This is a genomic window from Citrobacter sp. Cu231, from assembly GCF_030332265.1.
Taxonomy (GTDB): domain Bacteria; phylum Pseudomonadota; class Gammaproteobacteria; order Enterobacterales; family Enterobacteriaceae; genus Citrobacter; species Citrobacter meridianamericanus.
This window is the reverse complement of sequence record NZ_JAOWIE010000032.1, coordinates 696925-715491: the sequence shown is the minus strand read 5'-3', so window position 1 is coordinate 715491 and position 18567 is coordinate 696925. Positions and strand designations below refer to the sequence as shown.

Here is an 18567-nt window from a genome sequence, read left to right as displayed (position 1 = left end):
GCGGGGTTCTCGTTACATTCAAATTGTTCGCTTTTCGTCGCTGCCATCGTGGCGCAGGTCTGCCAGGCATGGGTAAATCATTCACTTTGTTGGCCCGTTTTCAAACGCTTTTACATCATAAAACACTTATAGCTAATTTTTACCGCCACTTTGTACAAATATCACTCAACAAATGAGCTATTCGTTACAAAACGATCGTTTTGAACGATCGATAAATAAAAATCGATCTGTAATACCAATTTTAATTGTGTGGTTATCGCACGTAGACTCAGGGCCAAACCTAATAAATGGAATTATCATGAGCCTTTATCACTATTTGGCCATATATATCGCGGGCTTCATCGTAATGTTTGCTTTGTTGGTTCGTGGGGATAGAGTACACGGCCTCGAATTTGACCTGGCAGATACGTTGATAACCTCCATTCTGTGGCCCTTCTACTCCGTTGCTATTATCTGTATTGAGATTTATGAGCGTTTTAAACACAATCGTCACTAATAACCATTTACCCCGGCTACTAACCGGGGTTTTGTTTCGAATGACAGACTCATCAGTCTCCCGGTCAGTTCCTATTTTGGTATGACCAATCATCCTCTAACCCGGCTCTCATCTGGTTACGAACCGCAAGGAATGTTTTTGCTCTGAATATTTCCAGGCACCATCGCACGCGCTTTCTCGCCTCCCCATCGGTTAACCATGGCGCAATCGCCTGCAGTTCCCGGGTTATGCCTGAGATTTTTTTCGGGTGGTGTAATACTGAGGACCAACAACATAAACTGGATCATTTATATCCAGCCCAGCGCCTGCAGTACGCATTGCTCAACAAAATCGACATCATCATTATGCAAGGCTTCATCAATCACACTGGCAGTTGACTGTGGCCAGAGAATGCTATGTGCCCTGTTCATTGCCTGCTGTCCACGGAATCCCTCTTCTCTAGCCTGATTTAACGCTACAGTGAAGCGCTCTAACGCCTTATCTGAGTTCCGTCCCTTAAGCATATTCCAGCACGCATGGCGTTACCGCTCACGCTTTATTGTGAGTCTGTTAACATGACACTAAAGGAAGTGATTGCATGCTGTCGGGACAGAATCGTCAGCCCCTACCTGATTCACAGCCGGCAGCAGGAAAAACACCAACCACATTCCACGAACAGCGCTCGTTATCCGAGCGGTTATATCGCGTACAGGGTATCGATACTAAAACGTTACTGGGCCACAAGGTACGGGCAACAACAGATCGCTATAACGACACTCGCGGCCAGGAATGGGCAATGCGGGTCATTTAAATGGGCATTTTTTTCCGATCACGTGGAAAATTGTTGTAAAATTCGCGGCCTTAGTGATGGCCGCTTACTTTTTGGCTGTCTGTTTTGGTGGGAAGTTTTGGAGAGATTTTGGAGAAGAGAAAAAGTTGATTATTTTCAATGCTCTGAAAGCGTCACGCCTTTTGAACAAGAAGGTGGAACTCGAATGATCGGTCGCCTGCTCAGAGGCGGTTTCATGACCGCTATCTACGCGTATCTGTATATTCCAATCATTATTTTGATTGTGAACTCCTTTAACAGCTCGCGCTTCGGCATCAACTGGCAGGGATTCACCACCAAATGGTACGGCCTGCTGATGAACAACGACAGTTTGCTACAGGCGGCGCAGCACTCGCTGACGATGGCAGTACTCTCCGCCACGTTTGCCACGCTGATCGGTTCACTCACAGCAGTCGCACTGTACCGCTACCGTTTTCGCGGTAAACCGTTTGTCAGCGGCATGCTGTTCGTGGTGATGATGTCGCCAGATATTGTGATGGCGATTTCTTTGCTGGTGCTGTTTATGCTGATCGGCATTCAACTGGGCTTTTGGTCACTTTTGTTCTCGCATATCACATTCTGTCTGCCCTTCGTGGTTGTAACGGTCTACTCGCGTCTGAAAGGCTTTGACGTACGCATGCTTGAGGCGGCCAAAGATCTGGGTGCCAGTGAAGTAACCATTCTGCGCAAGATCATATTGCCATTGGCTATGCCTGCGGTGGCTGCCGGTTGGTTGCTGAGCTTTACGCTGTCGATGGATGATGTTGTCGTTTCGTCATTCGTTACCGGGCCGGGTTATGAAATTTTGCCATTAAAAATCTACTCAATGGTCAAAGTCGGCGTATCACCAGAGGTGAACGCGCTGGCGACCATTTTGTTGGTTCTGTCGCTGGTTATGGTAATTGCAAGCCAGCTTATTGCACGTGATAAAACCAAGGGCCGTTGAGGCCCTTAATTCAGGGGACGTTAAATGATGAAAAAATGGTCACGCCACCTGCTCGCGGCGGGTGCTCTGGCACTGGGCATGAGCGCCGCTCACGCAAATGACAACAACACGCTCTATTTCTATAACTGGACCGAGTATGTCCCGCCTGGACTGCTGGAACAGTTCACCAAAGAGACCGGCATTAAGGTGATCTATTCGACCTATGAGTCGAATGAAACTATGTATGCCAAGCTCAAAACTTATAAAGACGGCGCATACGATCTGGTGGTTCCGTCCACCTATTACGTCGATAAAATGCGCAAAGAAGGCATGATCCAAAAGCTCGACAAGTCGACGTTGACCAACTTCCACAACCTCGATCCGGAAATGCTCAACAAGCCGTTTGACCCCAACAATGATTACTCCATCCCGTATATCTGGGGTGCTACGGCTATTGGCGTCAATAGCGATGCCATCGACCCGAAAACGGTGACCAGTTGGGCCGATCTGTGGAAACCGGAATACAAAGGCAGCCTGCTGTTAACGGATGATGCACGTGAAGTGTTCCAGATGGCACTGCGCAAGCTGGGATATTCCGGCAATACCACTGACCCGAAAGAAATTGAAGCTGCCTATAACGAGTTGAAGAAACTGATGCCAAACGTTGCAGCGTTTAACTCTGACAACCCTGCCAACCCGTATATGGAAGGTGAAGTCAATCTGGGGATGGTGTGGAACGGCTCCGCGTATGTTGCGCGTCAGGCAGGCACACCGCTTGAAGTTGTCTGGCCAAAAGAAGGTGGGATCTTCTGGATGGACAGCCTCTCTATTCCGGCTAACGCGAAAAACAAAGAAGGTGCGCTGAAGCTGATTAACTTCTTACTGCGCCCGGACGTGGCGAAAGAAGTTGCGGAAACTATTGGTTATCCAACGCCAAACCTGGCGGCACGCAAGCTGCTCAGTCCTGAAGTCGCGAACGATAAAACCCTGTACCCGGATGCAGAAACCATCAACAAAGGGGAATGGCAGAACGACGTCGGTTCCGCCAGCGCTATTTACGAAGAGTATTATCAGAAGCTGAAAGCAGGACGCTAATTCAGCGTGATGCCGGGTAAGGCGAAGCTGTCACCCGGCACATAAAATTGATCACAGTCCCTTCAACAACTTCTCCACAAACTCAGGTACCACCTGGCTTGCCGGACCGTAATACTTCTCTTCAAACTCGCTTCCCACCTGGCTCGGTTCAAGATTTAACTCTACCGTATGCGCCCCATGTAGTCGCGCCTCATGCACAAACCCCGCAGCCGGGTACACATGGCCCGACGTACCAATTGCAATGAATACATCCGCCATTGCCAGCGCCATGTAAATTTCATCCATACCCAGCGGCATTTCACCAAACCACACCACGTGCGGTCGCAGCGGTGCCGGAAATTGACAGCAGTGACATTTATCTTCCGGGGTCACATCGTCCTTCCATTCCAGAATCTGCCCACTTTGCGAGCAGCGAACCTTGAGTAGTTCGCCGTGCATATGGATAACGTTCTGGCTGCCCGCACGTTCATGCAGATTATCAATGTTCTGTGTGACCAGTAAAAAACGATCGCCCAGCTCGGCTTCGAGTTTTGCCAGCGCGATATGCGCCGCATTGGGCTGGATTTCTGGTTGCTGCAACTGGTGGCGACGGGCGTTATAAAACGACTGAACCAGTTGCGGATTACGACTAAATCCTTCCGGTGTCGCAACGTCCTCAACCCGATGTTCTTCCCAGAGACCATCCGCCGCGCGGAAGGTTCGAATTCCTGACTCAGCGGAGATTCCCGCTCCCGTCAGTACCAGCACTCTTGGTTTTTCCATCAATTCAGGCACCACTCTGTCTCTGAAAAAGATTCGTTGACGCAGGCGATCGCGCAAATGGCGTTTATTTTTACGAAAGCGGCTTAACCGATGACCCCGACGCGACAGCATAACAACCTCTTTGTATTAATCGGTAAGATGTAGGAAAGCGGCCCCGCGCATCCCGCCCGCATCGCCGTGCCGCGCTTGCTCAATACGCGGCACCCGTGCGACCGGCAGCAGATGACGTGGCAGCCGATCCGCCAGCTGCGTCGTGATAGCGGTAAAATTCGACAAGCCTCCGCCAATCACCACCAAATCAGGATCGACGATGGTCAGAATATTTCCAAGGCACACCGCCAGCAAATCCAGATAGCGTTCAACGTGAGCACGCGCTTGCTCATCACCCTGCTCCCACAGCGCGATAATTTCACGGGCATCCAGCGGTTGATGGTAGTAATGCTGATACAACCACGCAAATCCGCCGCCGGAAAGGTAGCTTTCGATGCATCCCAGCTGGCCGCATCCGCAGCGGCGTAGCGGGAAATCAAAACCCATCAGCGTCAGCGCATCGACTGGCAAACGAATATGACCAAACTCACCGGTAATATAGCTGTGTCCAGTGATGGATTTCCCGTTAAGTACCAGGCCGCCGCCCACGCCCGTACCAAGGATCAATCCCATCACCAGTGGATATTGAGTAAACTCGTCATCCCAGGCTTCGGAGAGAGCAAAACAGTTAGCGTCGTTATCCAGGCGTACATCCCGGTCCAACCGCGCGCTGAGGTCAGCACGTAAAGGTTTACCACTGGCAGCGGGAACGTTGGCTGCATAAAGCGTACCGTCTTCCGTTTCCGGCATACCAGGAATGCCGATGCCTACCGAACCTTTAACGCCAAACCGTTGGTCTGCTTCCTTTACCAAATTGCAAACCGCATCAAGGAAAGCGTCATAACTATCACGCGGCGTAGGGACGCGCGTTTCCCATTGCAAACGACGTTGATTATCGAATACGCCTAACGCAATTTTAGTCCCACCGATGTCAAATCCGTAATACATCACCGCTCCTTGATGCAGCATAAATGCTTTAATGTATATATTGTTATTGGCCGCTAAGTACTCTCGCAGGATCAATATTGCTGGCGCGACGCGCCGGATACCAACTCGCCAAAAGACTCAGCACTAATGCTGTCACCAGCACGTAAATCACATCCAGCCAATGTAATTCAGATGGCAGGAAGTCAATGAAATAGATATCGCCGGACAAGAACTGATGACCGATAAGCGCCTCGATACCGTTTATGATCGGCGTCAGTTGCAGTGAGACAACTACCCCAATAACCACGCCGATCAAGCTACCGAAAAGACCCGCCAGCAGGCCGTACCAGACAAAAATGGCTCGTATCAACCCATCTTTTGCCCCGAGGGTTCTTAATACCGCAATATCGCCGCTTTTGTCTTTTACCGCCATCACTAACGTGGAAACGATATTAAAGCAGGCCACACCAATCACCAACACCATCGCCAGATACATAATGGCGCGAATCATCTGGATATCGCGATACATATAGCCGTAAGTACCGATCCAGCTCTTAATATAAACATAGTTATTGGTCACTTCGCCCGCGTCTCGCACCAGCTTATTGGCGTTAAACACGTCGTTAACTTTCAGCGCAATCCCGGAAACGCTGGATCCCATATCCAGGTATTGCTGCGCGTCTTGCATTGGGATCATGGCAAAGCTGTGATCGAGTTGGCCGCTCAGTTGCAGGATCCCAGTGACGTGTAAACGCACGCGTTTAGGCTGCTGTAACTTATGATCCGCACTGGCGTTGGGGATCATAATTGACACCCAGTCGCCCTGCTTCACCTTCAGCGCATCGGCAATACCCTTGCCAATGATTATCTGCTGCTCACCGGCTTTGAAATTATTCCAGGCGTGGTTCTGCACGAAGGAGGGCAACGCGCTCAAGCGCTGTTCCTGCTGCGGATCAACACCCTTCACCTGCACTGCGCGTAGGTTCGCCCCACTCTCCACCAGCCCGGTAAAGTTGATATAAGGCGCCGCAGCGACAATGCCGGGCACTTTCTGAACTTTATCGAGCGCTTCCTGCCAGTTGTTCCACGGCTGATTTACGGCTTCAATCTCACCATGCGGAACCACGGCCAGAATACGGTTGTTCAACTCACGCTCAAATCCGTTCATCGCGCTTAGACCGACGATCAACACCGCCACGCCCAACGCAATACCGACGGTAGAAATCACGGAAATCAGCGACACCATACCGCCGCGCCGCCGACCGCGGCTAAAGCGCAGACCAATCAATAATGATAAAGGCGACGCCATTACTCAGCCCCCATCAGGCTCAGTTCAGCCGTCAGGCGACCATCGCGCATTTCAAGCTGGCGGCTCATTCGCTTCGCTAACTGTAGATCGTGCGTCACCACCAGAAATGCCGTGCCCTGAGAGCGATTCAGCTCGCCCAGAAGCTCGAAAATACTGTCCGCGTTTCGCGCATCAAGGTTACCCGTTGGCTCGTCAGCCAGTACCAGGCGCGGGTTATTTACCAACGCACGCGCGATGGCCACGCGCTGGCGTTCTCCGCCAGATAGTTCAGACGGGCGATGACTGGCGCGATGATCCAGCCCCACAGCTTTTAGCATATCCCGTGCGCGCTCGGTAATTTCAGCCGGTTTTTTCTTGCCTATCAGCAGCGGCATTGCCACGTTCTCCAGCGCGGTGAAATCCGGCAACAGATGGTGAAACTGATAAATAAAGCCCAACTTCTGATTGCGCAGTTCCGCTTTCGCCGCCGACGAGAGCTTGCTCATCGGCTGGCCGCTAAAAATCACGTCGCCGGAAGTCGGCGTATCCAGCCCGCCCAGCAGATGCAGCAATGTACTCTTCCCGGAGCCGGAGCTGCCGACAATTGCCATCATCTCGCCTTCGCCGACGCTAAAACTGACATCGTGCAGGACATCGGTTTGCACAGTGCCTTCCTGATAGCGTTTGCACAGTTTGTCGCATTGCAACAGGATCTTATTCATAACGTAAAGCCTCAGCGGGTTGAGTGGCGGCAGCGCGCCAGGAAGGGTAAAGCGTAGACAGCAGCGCGATGGCCATCGCCACCAGCGCAATGACGATAACCTGCAGCGGCTCGATGGCCACCGGCAACGCAGCGCCATCCAGCAGCACGCCGATAATTGGCATCAGGTTGTTCAGTTGGCTGGCGAGCAATGCGCCCAGCACCGCGCCCAGCAGCGCGCCGATAATCCCGGCACTGGCCCCCTGCACCATAAACACCATCATGATTTGCCGCGGCGTTAGCCCCTGCGTTTGTAGAATCGCCACTTCCCCTTGCTTCTCCATTACCATCAGACCCAACGAGGTAATAATATTAAAAGCTGCCACCGCCACGATCAGGCTAAGCAGCAGCCCCATCATGTTTTTCTCCATGCGCACGGCCTGGAACAATTCCCCTTTGCGCTCGCGCCAGTCCTGCCATTTGGTACCTTGTGGCAGCGTTTGCTGGCTCAGCGTGTCAACTTTTAGCGGTTCATTCAGCCACAAACGCCAGCCGGTGATATTACCTACCGGGTAGCGCATCAGGCGGGACGCATCCTGAATGTTGGTCAGCATCTGGTAGCCGTCAACTTCACTGTTGGCAGCAAAGGTGCCAATCACCGTAAACAGACGCTGACTCGGCAGACGTCCCATCGGGGTAAACTGGCTGGCTGAGGGCACCATCACGCGAATTTGATCGCCGCGATTGACGCCCAACTGTCCGGCAAGCTGCTCACCAAGGATGACATTATACTTACCCGGCTGCAGATCTGTTTGCTTCACATTGACCAGATACGGCGTGAGTGGATCTTTTTGCGCTGGATCGATACCCAGCATCACGCCGACCGCCACGCTACGCGCACTTTGCAGCACCACATCCCCTGTAGTTATCGGTGCGACGCGGTTGACGCCGTTCAACACCACCGCTTTTTCCGGCAGTTGCTGTGGGTTCAGGGAACCCTGTTCAGACGAGAGAACGGCCTGAGGCATCAGACCAAGGATATTATTTTGCAACTCGCGCTCGAAACCGTTCATCACCGACAACACCGTGACCAACGCCATTACCCCGAGAGTAATGCCAATGGTGGAGAGCCAGGAAACGAAGCGACCGAAGCGATCTGCTGCACGCCCACGCATATAACGCAGGCCGATGAATAGAGCGACAGGTTGGTACATGAAATCCGTCTGGTTGCTGTTAGCAAAGTCACGAGTATATAAGCGAAAGCGGAATGGGTAAATGACTGAACCGTAAGTGTTCGTCAGCACTTGTCCTAAAAGTATAAATAAATCAATCCGCTAAAGTTGTCCCTCTTTCCTTAAGTCCAGCCCCCTGATCTTTATCTTAAAAAAACAAAATGCAGACAGTTACGCATTACAGCCCACCGCGAGTTGCGCAGGATGGCAGGCTATAGCAATCAATATGGATACGCCGTCTCGATGATTAAAAAAGAACTATGGATTAATCAGATCAAAGGGTTATGTATTTGTCTGGTGGTAATATATCACTCGGTGATCACGTTTTACCCGCACCTCACCTCCTTTCAACATCCGCTTTCAGAGATGCTGAGCAAATGCTGGGTTTATCTGAACTTGTACCTGGCGCCGTTTCGCATGCCGGTGTTTTTCTTTATATCGGGGTATCTGATCCGTCGCTATATCGATAGCGTCCCGTGGACAACCTGCCTGGATAAACGGATCTGGAACATCGCCTGGGTGTTGGTGCTCTGGGGAGTGGCGCAATGGCTGGCGTTAGTCGCGCTCAATAACTGGCTGGCCCCGCAGCGCGATCTGAGCCATACCGCCAATGCCGCCTATGCCGGTTCACTCGGTGGCTTTGCCCACGGGATGCTCACCGCCAGCACCAGCTTGTGGTATCTGTACGCGCTGATTGTTTATTTTGTTCTGTGTAAGATTTTCAGCCGCTGGGCGATGCCGCTATTAGCGCTATTTGTGGCGCTAAGCGTGGCGATCAATTTTGTCCCGACGCCGTGGTGGGGAATGAACAGCGTGATGCGTAATCTGCCATACTACAGCCTCGGCGCATGGTTTGGCGCAACGCTGATGGAATGGATCAAAGAGGTTCCCTTGCGCCGCCATGCTGTGTTTTTTCTAGTTAGCACAATCGTCGCCGCCGTCGCGTGGCTGGCAAATGTCTCACTATTGCTTTCTCTTCTTTCCATTGTGCTGATCATGAAGCTGTTTTATCAATTTGAGCTCCGCTTTGGTATGCGCACGTCCAGTCCATTAAGCGTGATTGGTGCCAATACCATCGCCATTTACACCACTCACCGTATTCTGGTTGAGCTGTTCAGCTTAACGTTAATACCCAAAATTAATCATGCTATCTGGCCTGCATATGCGGAGCTGGCCCTGCTTCTGATGTATCCGTTCGCTTGCCTTCTGCTGTGCACCCTGCTTGGCCTGCTGGTGCGTAAAATTTCGCAAAAAACCGTGGCCGATCTGCTCTTTTCCCCACCTTCTTTATCGGCCGCCTCGCGCTAACCTCAACGCGTTTTTTGCCCCCCTTTGGGGGCGAATCAATTTGCTTATGAGAAACGATCACGGATAATAAAGGACATTGCTTATCAGATGTATATATACGAGATCCTGACAACCGAATGCCTGAACAACATCGTTACACGCTCCCAGCGAAAGCAGGCGATCAGCGCCAGTTGGGTGAACTCACCGGCGCCGCCTGCGCAACGCTGGTCGCAGAAATCGCTGAACATCACGCGGGGCCAGTGGTGCTGATTGCACCGGATATGCAAAATGCGTTACGTTTGCATGACGAAATTCGTCAGTTTACCGACCAGATGGTGATGAACCTGGCCGACTGGGAAACGCTGCCCTACGACAGCTTTTCTCCCCATCAGGAGATTATCTCTTCACGCCTGTCCACGCTATATCAACTGCCTGCCATGCAGCGCGGCGTATTGATCGTTCCGGTCAATACACTGATGCAACGTGTCTGTCCGCACAGCTATCTGCACGGCCATGCGCTGGTGATGAAAAAAGGTCAGCGTCTATCGCGCGACGCCCTGCGCGAACAGTTAGACAGCGCAGGCTATCGTCATGTTGATCAGGTCATGGAACACGGTGAATATGCCACACGTGGCGCATTGTTGGATCTGTTTCCGATGGGCAGCGAGTTACCTTATCGCCTCGATTTCTTTGATGATGAAATCGACAGCCTGCGCCTGTTTGATACTGACACCCAGCGCACGCTGGAAGAAGTCGACGCCATTAATTTGCTGCCCGCGCACGAATTTCCGACCGACAAAACGGCCATCGAGTTGTTCCGTAGCCAGTGGCGTGACACCTTTGAGGTGAAACGCGACGCCGAACATATTTATCAGCAGGTCAGCAAAGGCACGTTGCCTGCGGGTATTGAATACTGGCAGCCGCTGTTTTTCAGCGAGTCGCTGCCGTCGCTGTTCAGTTACTTTCCCGCCAATACGTTATTGGTCAATACCGGCGATATCGAGACCAGCGCAGAACGCTTCCAGGCCGATACCCTGTCACGTTTTGAGAATCGAGGCGTAGATCCAATGCGCCCGCTTCTGCCACCGGAATCGCTGTGGCTGCGGGTGGATGAGCTGTTTACTGAACTGAAACGCTGGCCGCGCGTTCAGCTAAAAACCGAGAGTCTGGCGAACAAAGCTGCGAATACCAACCTTGGGTTCCAGAAGCTGCCGGATATCGCCGTGCAGGCGCAGCAAAAATCGCCGCTAGATGCGTTACGTAAATTCCTTGAGGGTTTTACCGGTCCGGTAATTTTCTCGGTGGAAAGTGAAGGACGCCGGGAAGCGCTTGGCGAACTGCTCGCCCGCATCAAGGTCGCGCCGAAGCGGATATTGCGTCTCGATGAAGCCGCAGACAACGGTCGTTATCTGATGATTGGCGCCGCCGAGCATGGCTTCATCGATAGCAAACGTAATCTGGCGCTGATTTGTGAAAGCGATCTGCTGGGCGAACGCGTGGCGCGCCGCCGTCAGGATTCTCGTCGCACTATCAACCCGGATACGTTAATTCGTAACCTCGCGGAGCTGCATCCCGGTCAGCCAGTGGTGCATCTGGAGCACGGCGTTGGTCGCTATGCCGGGATGACCACGCTGGAAGCTGGCGGCATCACTGGTGAATACCTGATGCTCACCTACGCCAACGACGCCAAACTGTATGTGCCGGTGTCATCGCTGCATCTGATCAGCCGCTACGCCGGTGGCGCGGAAGAGAATGCGCCGCTGCATAAACTTGGCGGCGATGCCTGGTCACGCGCTCGCCAGAAAGCCGCCGAGAAGGTCCGCGATGTTGCGGCAGAGCTGCTGGATATTTACGCTCAGCGCGCGGCGAAAGAAGGTTTTGCCTTTAAGTATGACCGTGAGCAGTACCAGCTGTTTTGCGACAGCTTCCCGTTTGAAACCACGCCCGACCAGGCACAGGCGATCAACGCGGTACTCAGCGATATGTGTCAGCCGCTGGCCATGGACCGCCTGGTGTGTGGCGACGTCGGCTTCGGTAAAACCGAAGTCGCGATGCGCGCCGCCTTCCTCGCCGTAGAGAACCACAAACAGGTTGCCGTGCTGGTGCCGACCACCCTGCTCGCCCAGCAGCACTTCGACAACTTCCGCGATCGTTTTGCCAACTGGCCGGTACGCATTGAAATGCTGTCCCGTTTCCGTAGTGCCAAAGAGCAAGCGCAGATCCTGGAGCAGGTTGCCGAAGGTAAAATCGATATTCTCATTGGCACTCACAAACTGCTGCAAGCGGATGTGAAGCTAAAAGATTTGGGGCTGCTGATCGTCGATGAAGAGCACCGTTTCGGCGTGCGCCACAAAGAACGCATCAAAGCCATGCGCGCGGACGTCGATATTCTGACTCTGACGGCAACGCCAATTCCACGCACGCTCAATATGGCAATGAGCGGCATGCGCGATCTGTCGATCATCGCCACGCCGCCCGCCCGGCGTCTGGCGGTCAAAACCTTCGTACGCGAATACGACAGCCTGGTGGTACGTGAGGCGATCCTGCGTGAAGTTCTGCGTGGGGGACAAGTTTATTACCTGTTTAACGACGTCGAAAATATCCAGAAAACCGCCGACAGATTAGCGGAACTGGTACCGGAAGCACGTATTGGCATCGGCCACGGGCAAATGCGCGAGCGCGAGTTGGAACGCGTGATGAACGATTTCCATCATCAGCGTTTTAACGTCCTGGTGTGTACCACCATTATCGAAACCGGGATCGACATTCCCACCGCGAACACCATCATCATTGAACGTGCTGACCACTTCGGTTTGGCGCAATTACATCAGCTGCGCGGTCGTGTGGGACGCTCACACCATCAGGCCTACGCCTGGCTACTGACGCCGCATCCAAAAGCGATGACCACCGATGCGCAAAAGCGCCTGGAAGCCATCGCCTCGCTGGAAGATTTGGGTGCAGGCTTTGCGCTGGCGACCCACGACCTCGAAATTCGCGGCGCCGGGGAACTGCTGGGCGAAGATCAAAGCGGTTCTATGGAAAGCATCGGCTTCTCGCTGTATATGGAGCTGCTGGAGAACGCCGTCGATGCACTCAAAGAAGGGCGAGAACCTTCGCTGGAAGATCTCACCAGCCAACAAACCGAAGTTGAACTGCGTATGCCGTCACTCCTTCCGGATGACTATATCCCGGATGTCAACACGCGACTGTCGTTCTACAAGCGCATTGCCAGTGCGAAAGGTGAAACCGAGCTGGAAGAAATTAAAGTCGAGCTGATAGACCGTTTTGGTCTGCTTCCCGATCCGGCTCGTACGTTGCTGGATATCGCCCGTTTACGTCAACAGGCGCAGAAACTGGGGATTAGAAAGCTCGAAAGCAATGAAAAAGGCGGTACGATTGAATTTGCCGAGAAAAATCACGTCAACCCGGTCTGGCTGATTGGTTTACTGCAAAAGCAGCCGCAGCATTTCCGTCTGGATGGTCCAACCCGCCTGAAATTCATGCAGGAGTTGGGTGAGCGTAAAACGCGAATCGACTGGGTCCGCCAGTTTATGCGCCAGCTTGAAGAGAACGCCGTAGCCTAGCATCAGGCCGGGTGAGCAGACCACTCACCCGGCCTGATGAATTTACAAACTCTTTGCACTTCCCTGCACTTCCCGACACAGTAAGCCGCCATAATTCCTGTTTACTTTTACATAATAAAAACCACGTAAAAACAATGGATTTATGGTGATGTTAAACAATAAACGACTCTCACGCTGGTTAGCGTTTTTTACGCTGGCAGCGACCTTCACGTTAGCACTTCCGGTTCAGGCCAATACCTGGCCGCTACCGCCACCGGGAAGCCGCGTGGTAGGTCAGAATGCTGTTCACGTTGTTGAAGACAATGGTGGCTCTCTGGAAGCGATTGCTAAAAAATATAATGTCGGCTTTTTAGCGCTATTGCAGGCCAACCCCGGCGTTGATCCGTATGTCCCCCGTCCGGGCAGCGTTTTGACTATCCCATTGCAAACCCTGCTGCCAGACGCGCCGCGCGAAGGCATTGTCATCAACCTCGCCGAACTGCGTCTGTATTATTACCAGCCGGGTACAAATTCGGTGACCGTCTATCCTATTGGTATTGGCCAGTTAGGCGGTGACACGCTAACTCCGACAATGGTGACGACTATTTCTGATAAACGCGCCAACCCCACCTGGACACCCACGGCAAATATCCGCGCACGATATAAAGCGAACGGGATCGACCTTCCTGCCGTAGTACCTGCCGGGCCGGATAACCCGATGGGTCATCATGCCATTCGCTTAGCGGCTTACGGCGGCGTGTACCTGCTGCACGGAACCAATGCTGATTTTGGCATAGGAATGCGTGTCAGTTCTGGTTGTATTCGTCTGCGCGATGGAGATATCGAAACCCTGTTCCGTCAGGTAACGCCCGGAACCAAGGTCAATATTATCAATACGCCGATCAAAGCATCTGTTGAACCTAACGGCGTGAGACTGGTTGAAGTTCATCAGCCGCTGTCAGAAAAAATCAATGACGACCCGCAGTTGCTGCCGATCGTATTGAACAAATCAATGCAGACGTTTAAAAATGCAGCGCAGACGGATAGCACAGTCATGGAGCATGCGATGGAAATTCGCTCAGGCATGCCGGTTGATGTAACCCGTCATCAAGACGTCGCTGAACAACCGCTGTAAACTCCACATATAAACAAACCCCGCCGGATTTTATTCCGCGGGGTTTTTTATTTAACTCGCAGTGGCATTGCGAAGGGTTAAAACTTATTTGTAGATAACCGCAGTCCCGTGAAGAGTGTTAGGACCGGTAACGGAAGTAATACGGAAAGACTTCGCCCCCATCTCATCCGCTTTTTGCGCCAGCTGATCTTCCAGAGAACCTAAGTTAGTGCCCGCATTCGCAGAAATAGTACCGACTTTCTGTTGACCCGCAGGTGTGGCCTGAACTTCAACAGCGGCAAAGCTTGCAAATGACAATGAGCTAAGAACAGCAGCAACGAACAGATTTTTTACGTTTTTCATGATAGTGACCTTTAGCAGATGAATGTGTGTCGAAAAGATTAACTTAACGATCGATAGTTAAATCATAGATGTGATCCAGGTCACACGTCAACAAGTTTTTATAATGATCGTTATATAAAATATAAAATCTCTATTTTTCATACTAATAGCCATAAATTTTTTTATCATTAATCCGCTGGAGTGTGCAGTCGAATATTTTTATAATGGTTATTCAATAAACTCAACAAAGGTACAGCGGCACCATGACAACTGAAACGACAGGTTGTGCTAAAAAAAGCCGTGGCCGACCAAAAGTGTTCGACAGGGAAGCCGCGCTTGATAAGGCCATGACACTCTTCTGGCAACACGGATATGAAGCAACATCGCTCGCCGATCTCGTAGAAGCAACAGGCGCAAAAGCGCCCACGCTGTATGCAGAGTTCACCAACAAAGAAGGGTTGTTTCGTGCCGTGCTGGACCGCTACATCACGCGCTTCGCAGCGAAACACGAGGCCCAGCTGTTTTGTGAAGAAAAAAGCCTTGAGTCCGCGCTGGAAGACTATTTCACCGCAATAGCAACCTGCTTTACCAGCAAGGACACCCCGGCGGGATGTTTCATGATTAACACCTCTGCGACACTGGCAGCCTCTTCCCGTGATATTGCGCGTACGGTGAAGTCTCGCCATGCAATGCAGGAACAGACGCTAACCCAGTTCCTGCACCAGCGCCAGCAGCAAGGCGAAATTCCGGCCCATTGCGACGTGCAAAAACTGGCCGAATATCTGAACTGTATTTTACAGGGTATGTCGATCAGCGCCCGCGAAGGTGCAACGTTTGAAAAGCTGATGCAGATCGCTCGTACAACCCTGCGACTGTGGCCCGAACTCATCAAAGCTTAACGTATTTCCGCTGTTTCCCCCGCTGTACTGACACCATCGGGAGCTGATAAGGCTCCCGCTTAAATTCGCGCACATTACCCACACATTCTTCACTGTTTTCATTATCTTATCCGATTATTTTTTGTAAAATGTATTGATAAAAGCAATCATTATCAGCAATATTCGCATTTGTTTTAACACCCGTTACACGATGTAACCATCGGTTTCTCTACCGCCATAACAAAAACAGACCGAATTTTTTAAAAGGAACACAAATGCATAAGCGTCTCTGGGTGCTCAATCCTATCCTGTTATCTTTAACTCTCCCGGCTATTGCGGCTGAAGAAGATAATCTCATCGTCAGCGCCAACCGGAGCCAACGCACCGTGGCAGAAATGGCGCAAACGACCTGGGTTATCGAAGGAAGCGAGATTGAACAACAGGTTCAGGGTGGGAAAGAGTTTAAGGATGTTCTGGCTCAGTTAATCCCGGGAATCGATGTCAGCAGCCAGGGACGCACCAACTACGGCATGAATATGCGCGGTCGCGCCATCGTCGTGCTGGTTGACGGCGTCCGTCTGAACTCCTCGCGCACCGACAGTCGCCAGCTTGACTCCATTGACCCGTTTAACATTGCTCACATAGAAGTCATCTCAGGCGCCACTTCACTTTATGGCGGCGGCAGTACCGGCGGATTAATCAACATCGTTACTAAAAAAGGCCAGCCGGAGCGTGAAGTCGAACTCGAACTGGGGGGTAAAAGCGGTTTCAATAACAGCAACGATCATGATGAACGCGTTGCTGTGGCAGTGAGCGGAGGAACCGATCGCGCTGCCGGGCGCATGTCCGTTGCGTATCAACGGTTTGGCGGCTGGTATGACGGTAACCACGATGCCTTAATGCTGGATAACACCCAAACTGGCCTGCAGCACTCCGATCGTCTGGACGTAATGGGTACCGGGACGATTGAACTTGACGACAACCGACAGTTGCAACTGGTTACGCAGTATTATAAAAGCCAGGGGGATGACGATTACGGGCTGGATCTTGGTGAGAACATGTCCGTCGTGACGGGAAACGGTAAAGCTTATACCAGCAGCGGGCTGAACTCCGATCGTATACCCGGCACCGAGCGTCATCTGATCAGCCTGCAATATTCTGATGCGGATTTCTTCGGCCAGAACCTGATCAGCCAAATCTATTACCGCGACGAATCGTTGAAATTTTATCCGTTCCCAACGCTAAGCAAAGGCAAGGTCACCAGTTTCTCCGCATCACAGCAAGACACCGATCAGTTTGGCGCCAAAATTACCCTCAACAGCCAGTTGATGGACAATTGGGAACTGACGTGGGGTGTCGATGCCGATCACGAAACCTTCGATTCCAATCAGAAATTCTTCGATCTGGCCTGGTCCCTGCCCTCCGGCGGTATGGACAACCGAACCGCGTATACCACCGGGCGTTACCCGGGTTACAGCATCACCAACTTCGCACCTTTCCTGCAAAACAGCTATGACATTAACGACATCTTTACCCTCAGCGGAGGGTTGCGCTATCAATGGACAGAAAACAGAGTTGATGATTTCGTCGGCTATGCCCAACAGCAGGGAATTGCGACCGGACTGGCGAACTCCGCCGACACCATTCCTGGCGGTAAAACCGATTACGATAATTTCCTGTTTAACGCCGGTATCCTCGCCCACCTGACCGACCGCCAGCAGACGTGGTTTAACTTCTCTCAGGGTGTCGAGCTGCCAGACCCGGGTAAATATTATGGCAACGGTACTTATTCCCTGGTGGGCGATCATTACCGGCTCCAGCGCAGCGTCAATGTGGCGGATTCACGCCTGGAAGGGATTAAAGTCAACTCGTACGAACTGGGATGGCGCTACACCGGCGATAGCCTGCGCACGCAGTTGGCCGCTTACTACTCGACTTCGGATAAATCAATCGTTATCAACCGTAGCGATATGACCATCAACGTTCAGCCCGACGATCGGCGTATTTATGGCCTTGAAGGTGCAGTGGATTATTTCATTGCGGATACGAACTGGAGCCTGGGCGGCAACTTCAACATCATAAAATCAGAAGTGAAGCAAAACGGGAAATGGCGGAAATGGGATGTCACTCTGGCCTCACCGTCGAAAGCAACCGCCTGGGTCGGCTGGGCGCCTGAACCGTGGTCATTGCGCGTACAGAGCCAGCAAACATTTGATCTGACCGACGCCAGCGGCAACAAGCTGGATGGCTATAACACCATGGACTTTATCGGCAGCTATCAGCTCCCGTTGGGTAAATTGACCTTTAGCGTGGAAAACCTGCTGAATGAAGAGTACACCACGCTGTGGGGACAACGTGCGCCACTGTTATATAGCCCGACCTACGGCAGCTCGTCACTGTATGAATACAAGGGTCGGGGCCGCACCTTTGGGCTGAACTACGCTTTAACCTTCTGATAAAAAAAGCCCCCCAGCCTGAGCGAATGGGGGGCTAATGTTCAGGATAATGCTATTTTACGCTTTGTTATTCAGTACCAGCTGTCCGTTGTTATCCAACGGAATTTGCGCGCCAGGATCCTTATCCATACGGATTTTCCCTTGCTGATCGCCAATTTTGTACGTCACATCGTAGCCCAGCATTTTTTCTGATTTGTCATACACCGTTTTACAACGCTGCTGCGTCGTGGTGTAAGTATCATTTTCCTGCATCGAACCCTGGATCTGGTTACCAGCATAACCGCCGCCTAAGGCACCGGCCACGGTGGCAATATCTTTACCACGTCCGCCGCCAAACTGGTGACCAATAACGCCCCCCGCCACGGCACCGAGCACGGAACCCGCGATACGGTTTTCATCTTGTACCGGCTTACGGTGCGTGACCGTCACGTTCCGGCACTCCTGGCGTGGTGTTTTTACCGACTCTTTAATTGGCGTTGCAGAGACAACTTGTGCGTATTGTGGGCCACGCTCGAAAACGTTAAGACTGGCCACCGCTGCAACACCCAGCGCAGCAGCTACGCCAATCCCTATACCCGCCAACATTGATTTATTCACGGGACTT

The 18567-nt window shown here is 52.1% G+C and carries 14 protein-coding genes and 2 pseudogenes; 8 read left to right on the top strand and 8 right to left on the bottom strand.

The features are described from left to right. Positions 1-560 precede the first annotated feature (560 nt). Positions 561-1014: pseudogene (locus tag OGY15_RS09865) on the bottom strand (hypothetical protein); the annotation flags it as partial. Between OGY15_RS09865 and OGY15_RS09860 the strand changes: the two are divergent. From OGY15_RS09860 to potD, 3 genes and pseudogenes are all read left to right on the top strand, one after another. Further along, a pseudogene (locus OGY15_RS09860) lies at positions 1009-1286 on the top strand (site-specific integrase); the annotation flags it as partial. The pseudogenes OGY15_RS09865 and OGY15_RS09860 sit on opposite strands and share 6 nt — an antisense overlap. 184 nt (positions 1287-1470) lie before the next feature. Further along, the gene (gene potC, locus OGY15_RS09855; RefSeq protein WP_003030794.1) at positions 1471-2250 is read left to right on the top strand and encodes a spermidine/putrescine ABC transporter permease PotC; all 780 of its coding nucleotides are present in this window, start codon (positions 1471-1473) and stop codon (positions 2248-2250) included. A gap of 27 nt (positions 2251-2277) precedes the next feature. Next, on the top strand, positions 2278-3324 hold the full coding sequence (gene potD / locus OGY15_RS09850) for a spermidine/putrescine ABC transporter substrate-binding protein PotD (RefSeq protein ID WP_286539102.1): 1047 nt from the start codon (positions 2278-2280) through the stop codon (positions 3322-3324). 51 nt (positions 3325-3375) lie between these two features. Here the strand turns inward: potD and cobB are convergent, their stop codons facing one another. Genes cobB through lolC form a run of 5 tightly spaced genes read right to left on the bottom strand, consistent with a single transcriptional unit; the run spans position 3376 to position 8305 of the window. Continuing rightward, positions 3376-4197, bottom strand: a complete 822-nt coding sequence (gene cobB / locus OGY15_RS09845; RefSeq protein ID WP_151220008.1) for a Sir2 family NAD+-dependent deacetylase — start codon at positions 4195-4197, stop codon at positions 3376-3378. 15 nt (positions 4198-4212) lie between these two features. After that, positions 4213-5124 carry an N-acetylglucosamine kinase gene (gene nagK / locus OGY15_RS09840; protein WP_151225263.1) on the bottom strand — a complete coding sequence of 304 codons (912 nt, stop codon included), beginning with the start codon at positions 5122-5124 and terminating at the stop codon, positions 4213-4215. 43 nt (positions 5125-5167) lie between these two features. Further along, the gene (lolE, locus tag OGY15_RS09835; RefSeq protein WP_151220010.1) at positions 5168-6412 is read right to left on the bottom strand and encodes a lipoprotein-releasing ABC transporter permease subunit LolE; all 1245 of its coding nucleotides are present in this window, start codon (positions 6410-6412) and stop codon (positions 5168-5170) included. After that, on the bottom strand, positions 6412-7113 hold the full coding sequence (lolD, locus tag OGY15_RS09830) for a lipoprotein-releasing ABC transporter ATP-binding protein LolD (protein WP_151220011.1): 702 nt from the start codon (positions 7111-7113) through the stop codon (positions 6412-6414). The genes lolE and lolD overlap by 1 nt, the downstream gene beginning before the upstream one ends. Then, on the bottom strand, positions 7106-8305 hold the full coding sequence (lolC, locus tag OGY15_RS09825) for a lipoprotein-releasing ABC transporter permease subunit LolC (protein ID WP_003030806.1): 1200 nt from the start codon (positions 8303-8305) through the stop codon (positions 7106-7108). The genes lolD and lolC overlap by 8 nt, the downstream gene beginning before the upstream one ends. 261 nt (positions 8306-8566) lie before the next feature. Between lolC and OGY15_RS09820 the strand changes: the two genes are divergently transcribed. The 3 genes from OGY15_RS09820 to ldtC all read left to right on the top strand — a co-directional run bounded on the left by OGY15_RS09820 (position 8567) and on the right by ldtC (position 14308). Continuing rightward, positions 8567-9631, top strand: a complete 1065-nt coding sequence (locus OGY15_RS09820; RefSeq protein ID WP_278237864.1) for an acyltransferase family protein — start codon at positions 8567-8569, stop codon at positions 9629-9631. Positions 9632-9747: 116 nt separating this feature from the next. After that, complete coding sequence (gene mfd, locus OGY15_RS09815; protein ID WP_151220013.1) at positions 9748-13194, top strand: transcription-repair coupling factor; 3447 nt, start codon at positions 9748-9750, stop codon at positions 13192-13194. A gap of 148 nt (positions 13195-13342) precedes the next feature. Next, positions 13343-14308 carry a L,D-transpeptidase LdtC gene (ldtC, locus tag OGY15_RS09810; RefSeq protein ID WP_151220014.1) on the top strand — a complete coding sequence of 322 codons (966 nt, stop codon included), beginning with the start codon at positions 13343-13345 and terminating at the stop codon, positions 14306-14308. A gap of 84 nt (positions 14309-14392) precedes the next feature. Here the strand turns inward: ldtC and bhsA are convergent, their stop codons facing one another. After that, complete coding sequence (bhsA, locus tag OGY15_RS09805) at positions 14393-14650, bottom strand: multiple stress resistance protein BhsA (protein ID WP_286538993.1); 258 nt, start codon at positions 14648-14650, stop codon at positions 14393-14395. Between the two features lie 242 nt (positions 14651-14892). Here bhsA and comR point away from each other — a divergent pair, with 242 nt between their 5' ends. Next, positions 14893-15528, top strand: coding sequence for a TetR family copper-responsive transcriptional repressor ComR (gene comR / locus OGY15_RS09800; RefSeq protein ID WP_286538992.1), 636 nt, complete (start codon positions 14893-14895; stop codon positions 15526-15528). 254 nt (positions 15529-15782) lie between these two features. After that, complete coding sequence (locus tag OGY15_RS09795; RefSeq protein WP_286538991.1) at positions 15783-17963, top strand: TonB-dependent siderophore receptor; 2181 nt, start codon at positions 15783-15785, stop codon at positions 17961-17963. A 57-nt stretch (positions 17964-18020) separates the two neighbouring features. On the opposite strand, the gene OGY15_RS09790 is transcribed toward OGY15_RS09795, so the two are convergent. Then, on the bottom strand, positions 18021-18560 hold the full coding sequence (locus OGY15_RS09790) for a glycine zipper 2TM domain-containing protein (protein WP_003030814.1): 540 nt from the start codon (positions 18558-18560) through the stop codon (positions 18021-18023). Between the last annotated feature and the right edge of the window lie 7 nt (positions 18561-18567).

What these genes read in the sequence shown, in the direction of transcription:
- potC (WP_003030794.1), top strand. Translation starts at nt 1,471, where the DNA reads ATGATCGGTCGCCTGCTCAGAGGCGGTTTCATGACCGCTATCTACGCG.
- potD (WP_286539102.1), top strand. Translation starts at nt 2,278, where the DNA reads ATGAAAAAATGGTCACGCCACCTGCTCGCGGCGGGTGCTCTGGCACTG.
- cobB (WP_151220008.1), bottom strand. Translation starts at nt 4,197, where the DNA reads ATGCTGTCGCGTCGGGGTCATCGGTTAAGCCGCTTTCGTAAAAATAAA.
- nagK (WP_151225263.1), bottom strand. Translation starts at nt 5,124, where the DNA reads ATGTATTACGGATTTGACATCGGTGGGACTAAAATTGCGTTAGGCGTA.
- lolE (WP_151220010.1), bottom strand. Translation starts at nt 6,412, where the DNA reads ATGGCGTCGCCTTTATCATTATTGATTGGTCTGCGCTTTAGCCGCGGT.
- lolD (WP_151220011.1), bottom strand. Translation starts at nt 7,113, where the DNA reads ATGAATAAGATCCTGTTGCAATGCGACAAACTGTGCAAACGCTATCAG.
- lolC (WP_003030806.1), bottom strand. Translation starts at nt 8,305, where the DNA reads ATGTACCAACCTGTCGCTCTATTCATCGGCCTGCGTTATATGCGTGGG.
- OGY15_RS09820 (WP_278237864.1), top strand. Translation starts at nt 8,567, where the DNA reads ATGATTAAAAAAGAACTATGGATTAATCAGATCAAAGGGTTATGTATT.
- mfd (WP_151220013.1), top strand. Translation starts at nt 9,748, where the DNA reads ATGCCTGAACAACATCGTTACACGCTCCCAGCGAAAGCAGGCGATCAG.
- ldtC (WP_151220014.1), top strand. Translation starts at nt 13,343, where the DNA reads ATGTTAAACAATAAACGACTCTCACGCTGGTTAGCGTTTTTTACGCTG.
- bhsA (WP_286538993.1), bottom strand. Translation starts at nt 14,650, where the DNA reads ATGAAAAACGTAAAAAATCTGTTCGTTGCTGCTGTTCTTAGCTCATTG.
- comR (WP_286538992.1), top strand. Translation starts at nt 14,893, where the DNA reads ATGACAACTGAAACGACAGGTTGTGCTAAAAAAAGCCGTGGCCGACCA.
- OGY15_RS09795 (WP_286538991.1), top strand. Translation starts at nt 15,783, where the DNA reads ATGCATAAGCGTCTCTGGGTGCTCAATCCTATCCTGTTATCTTTAACT.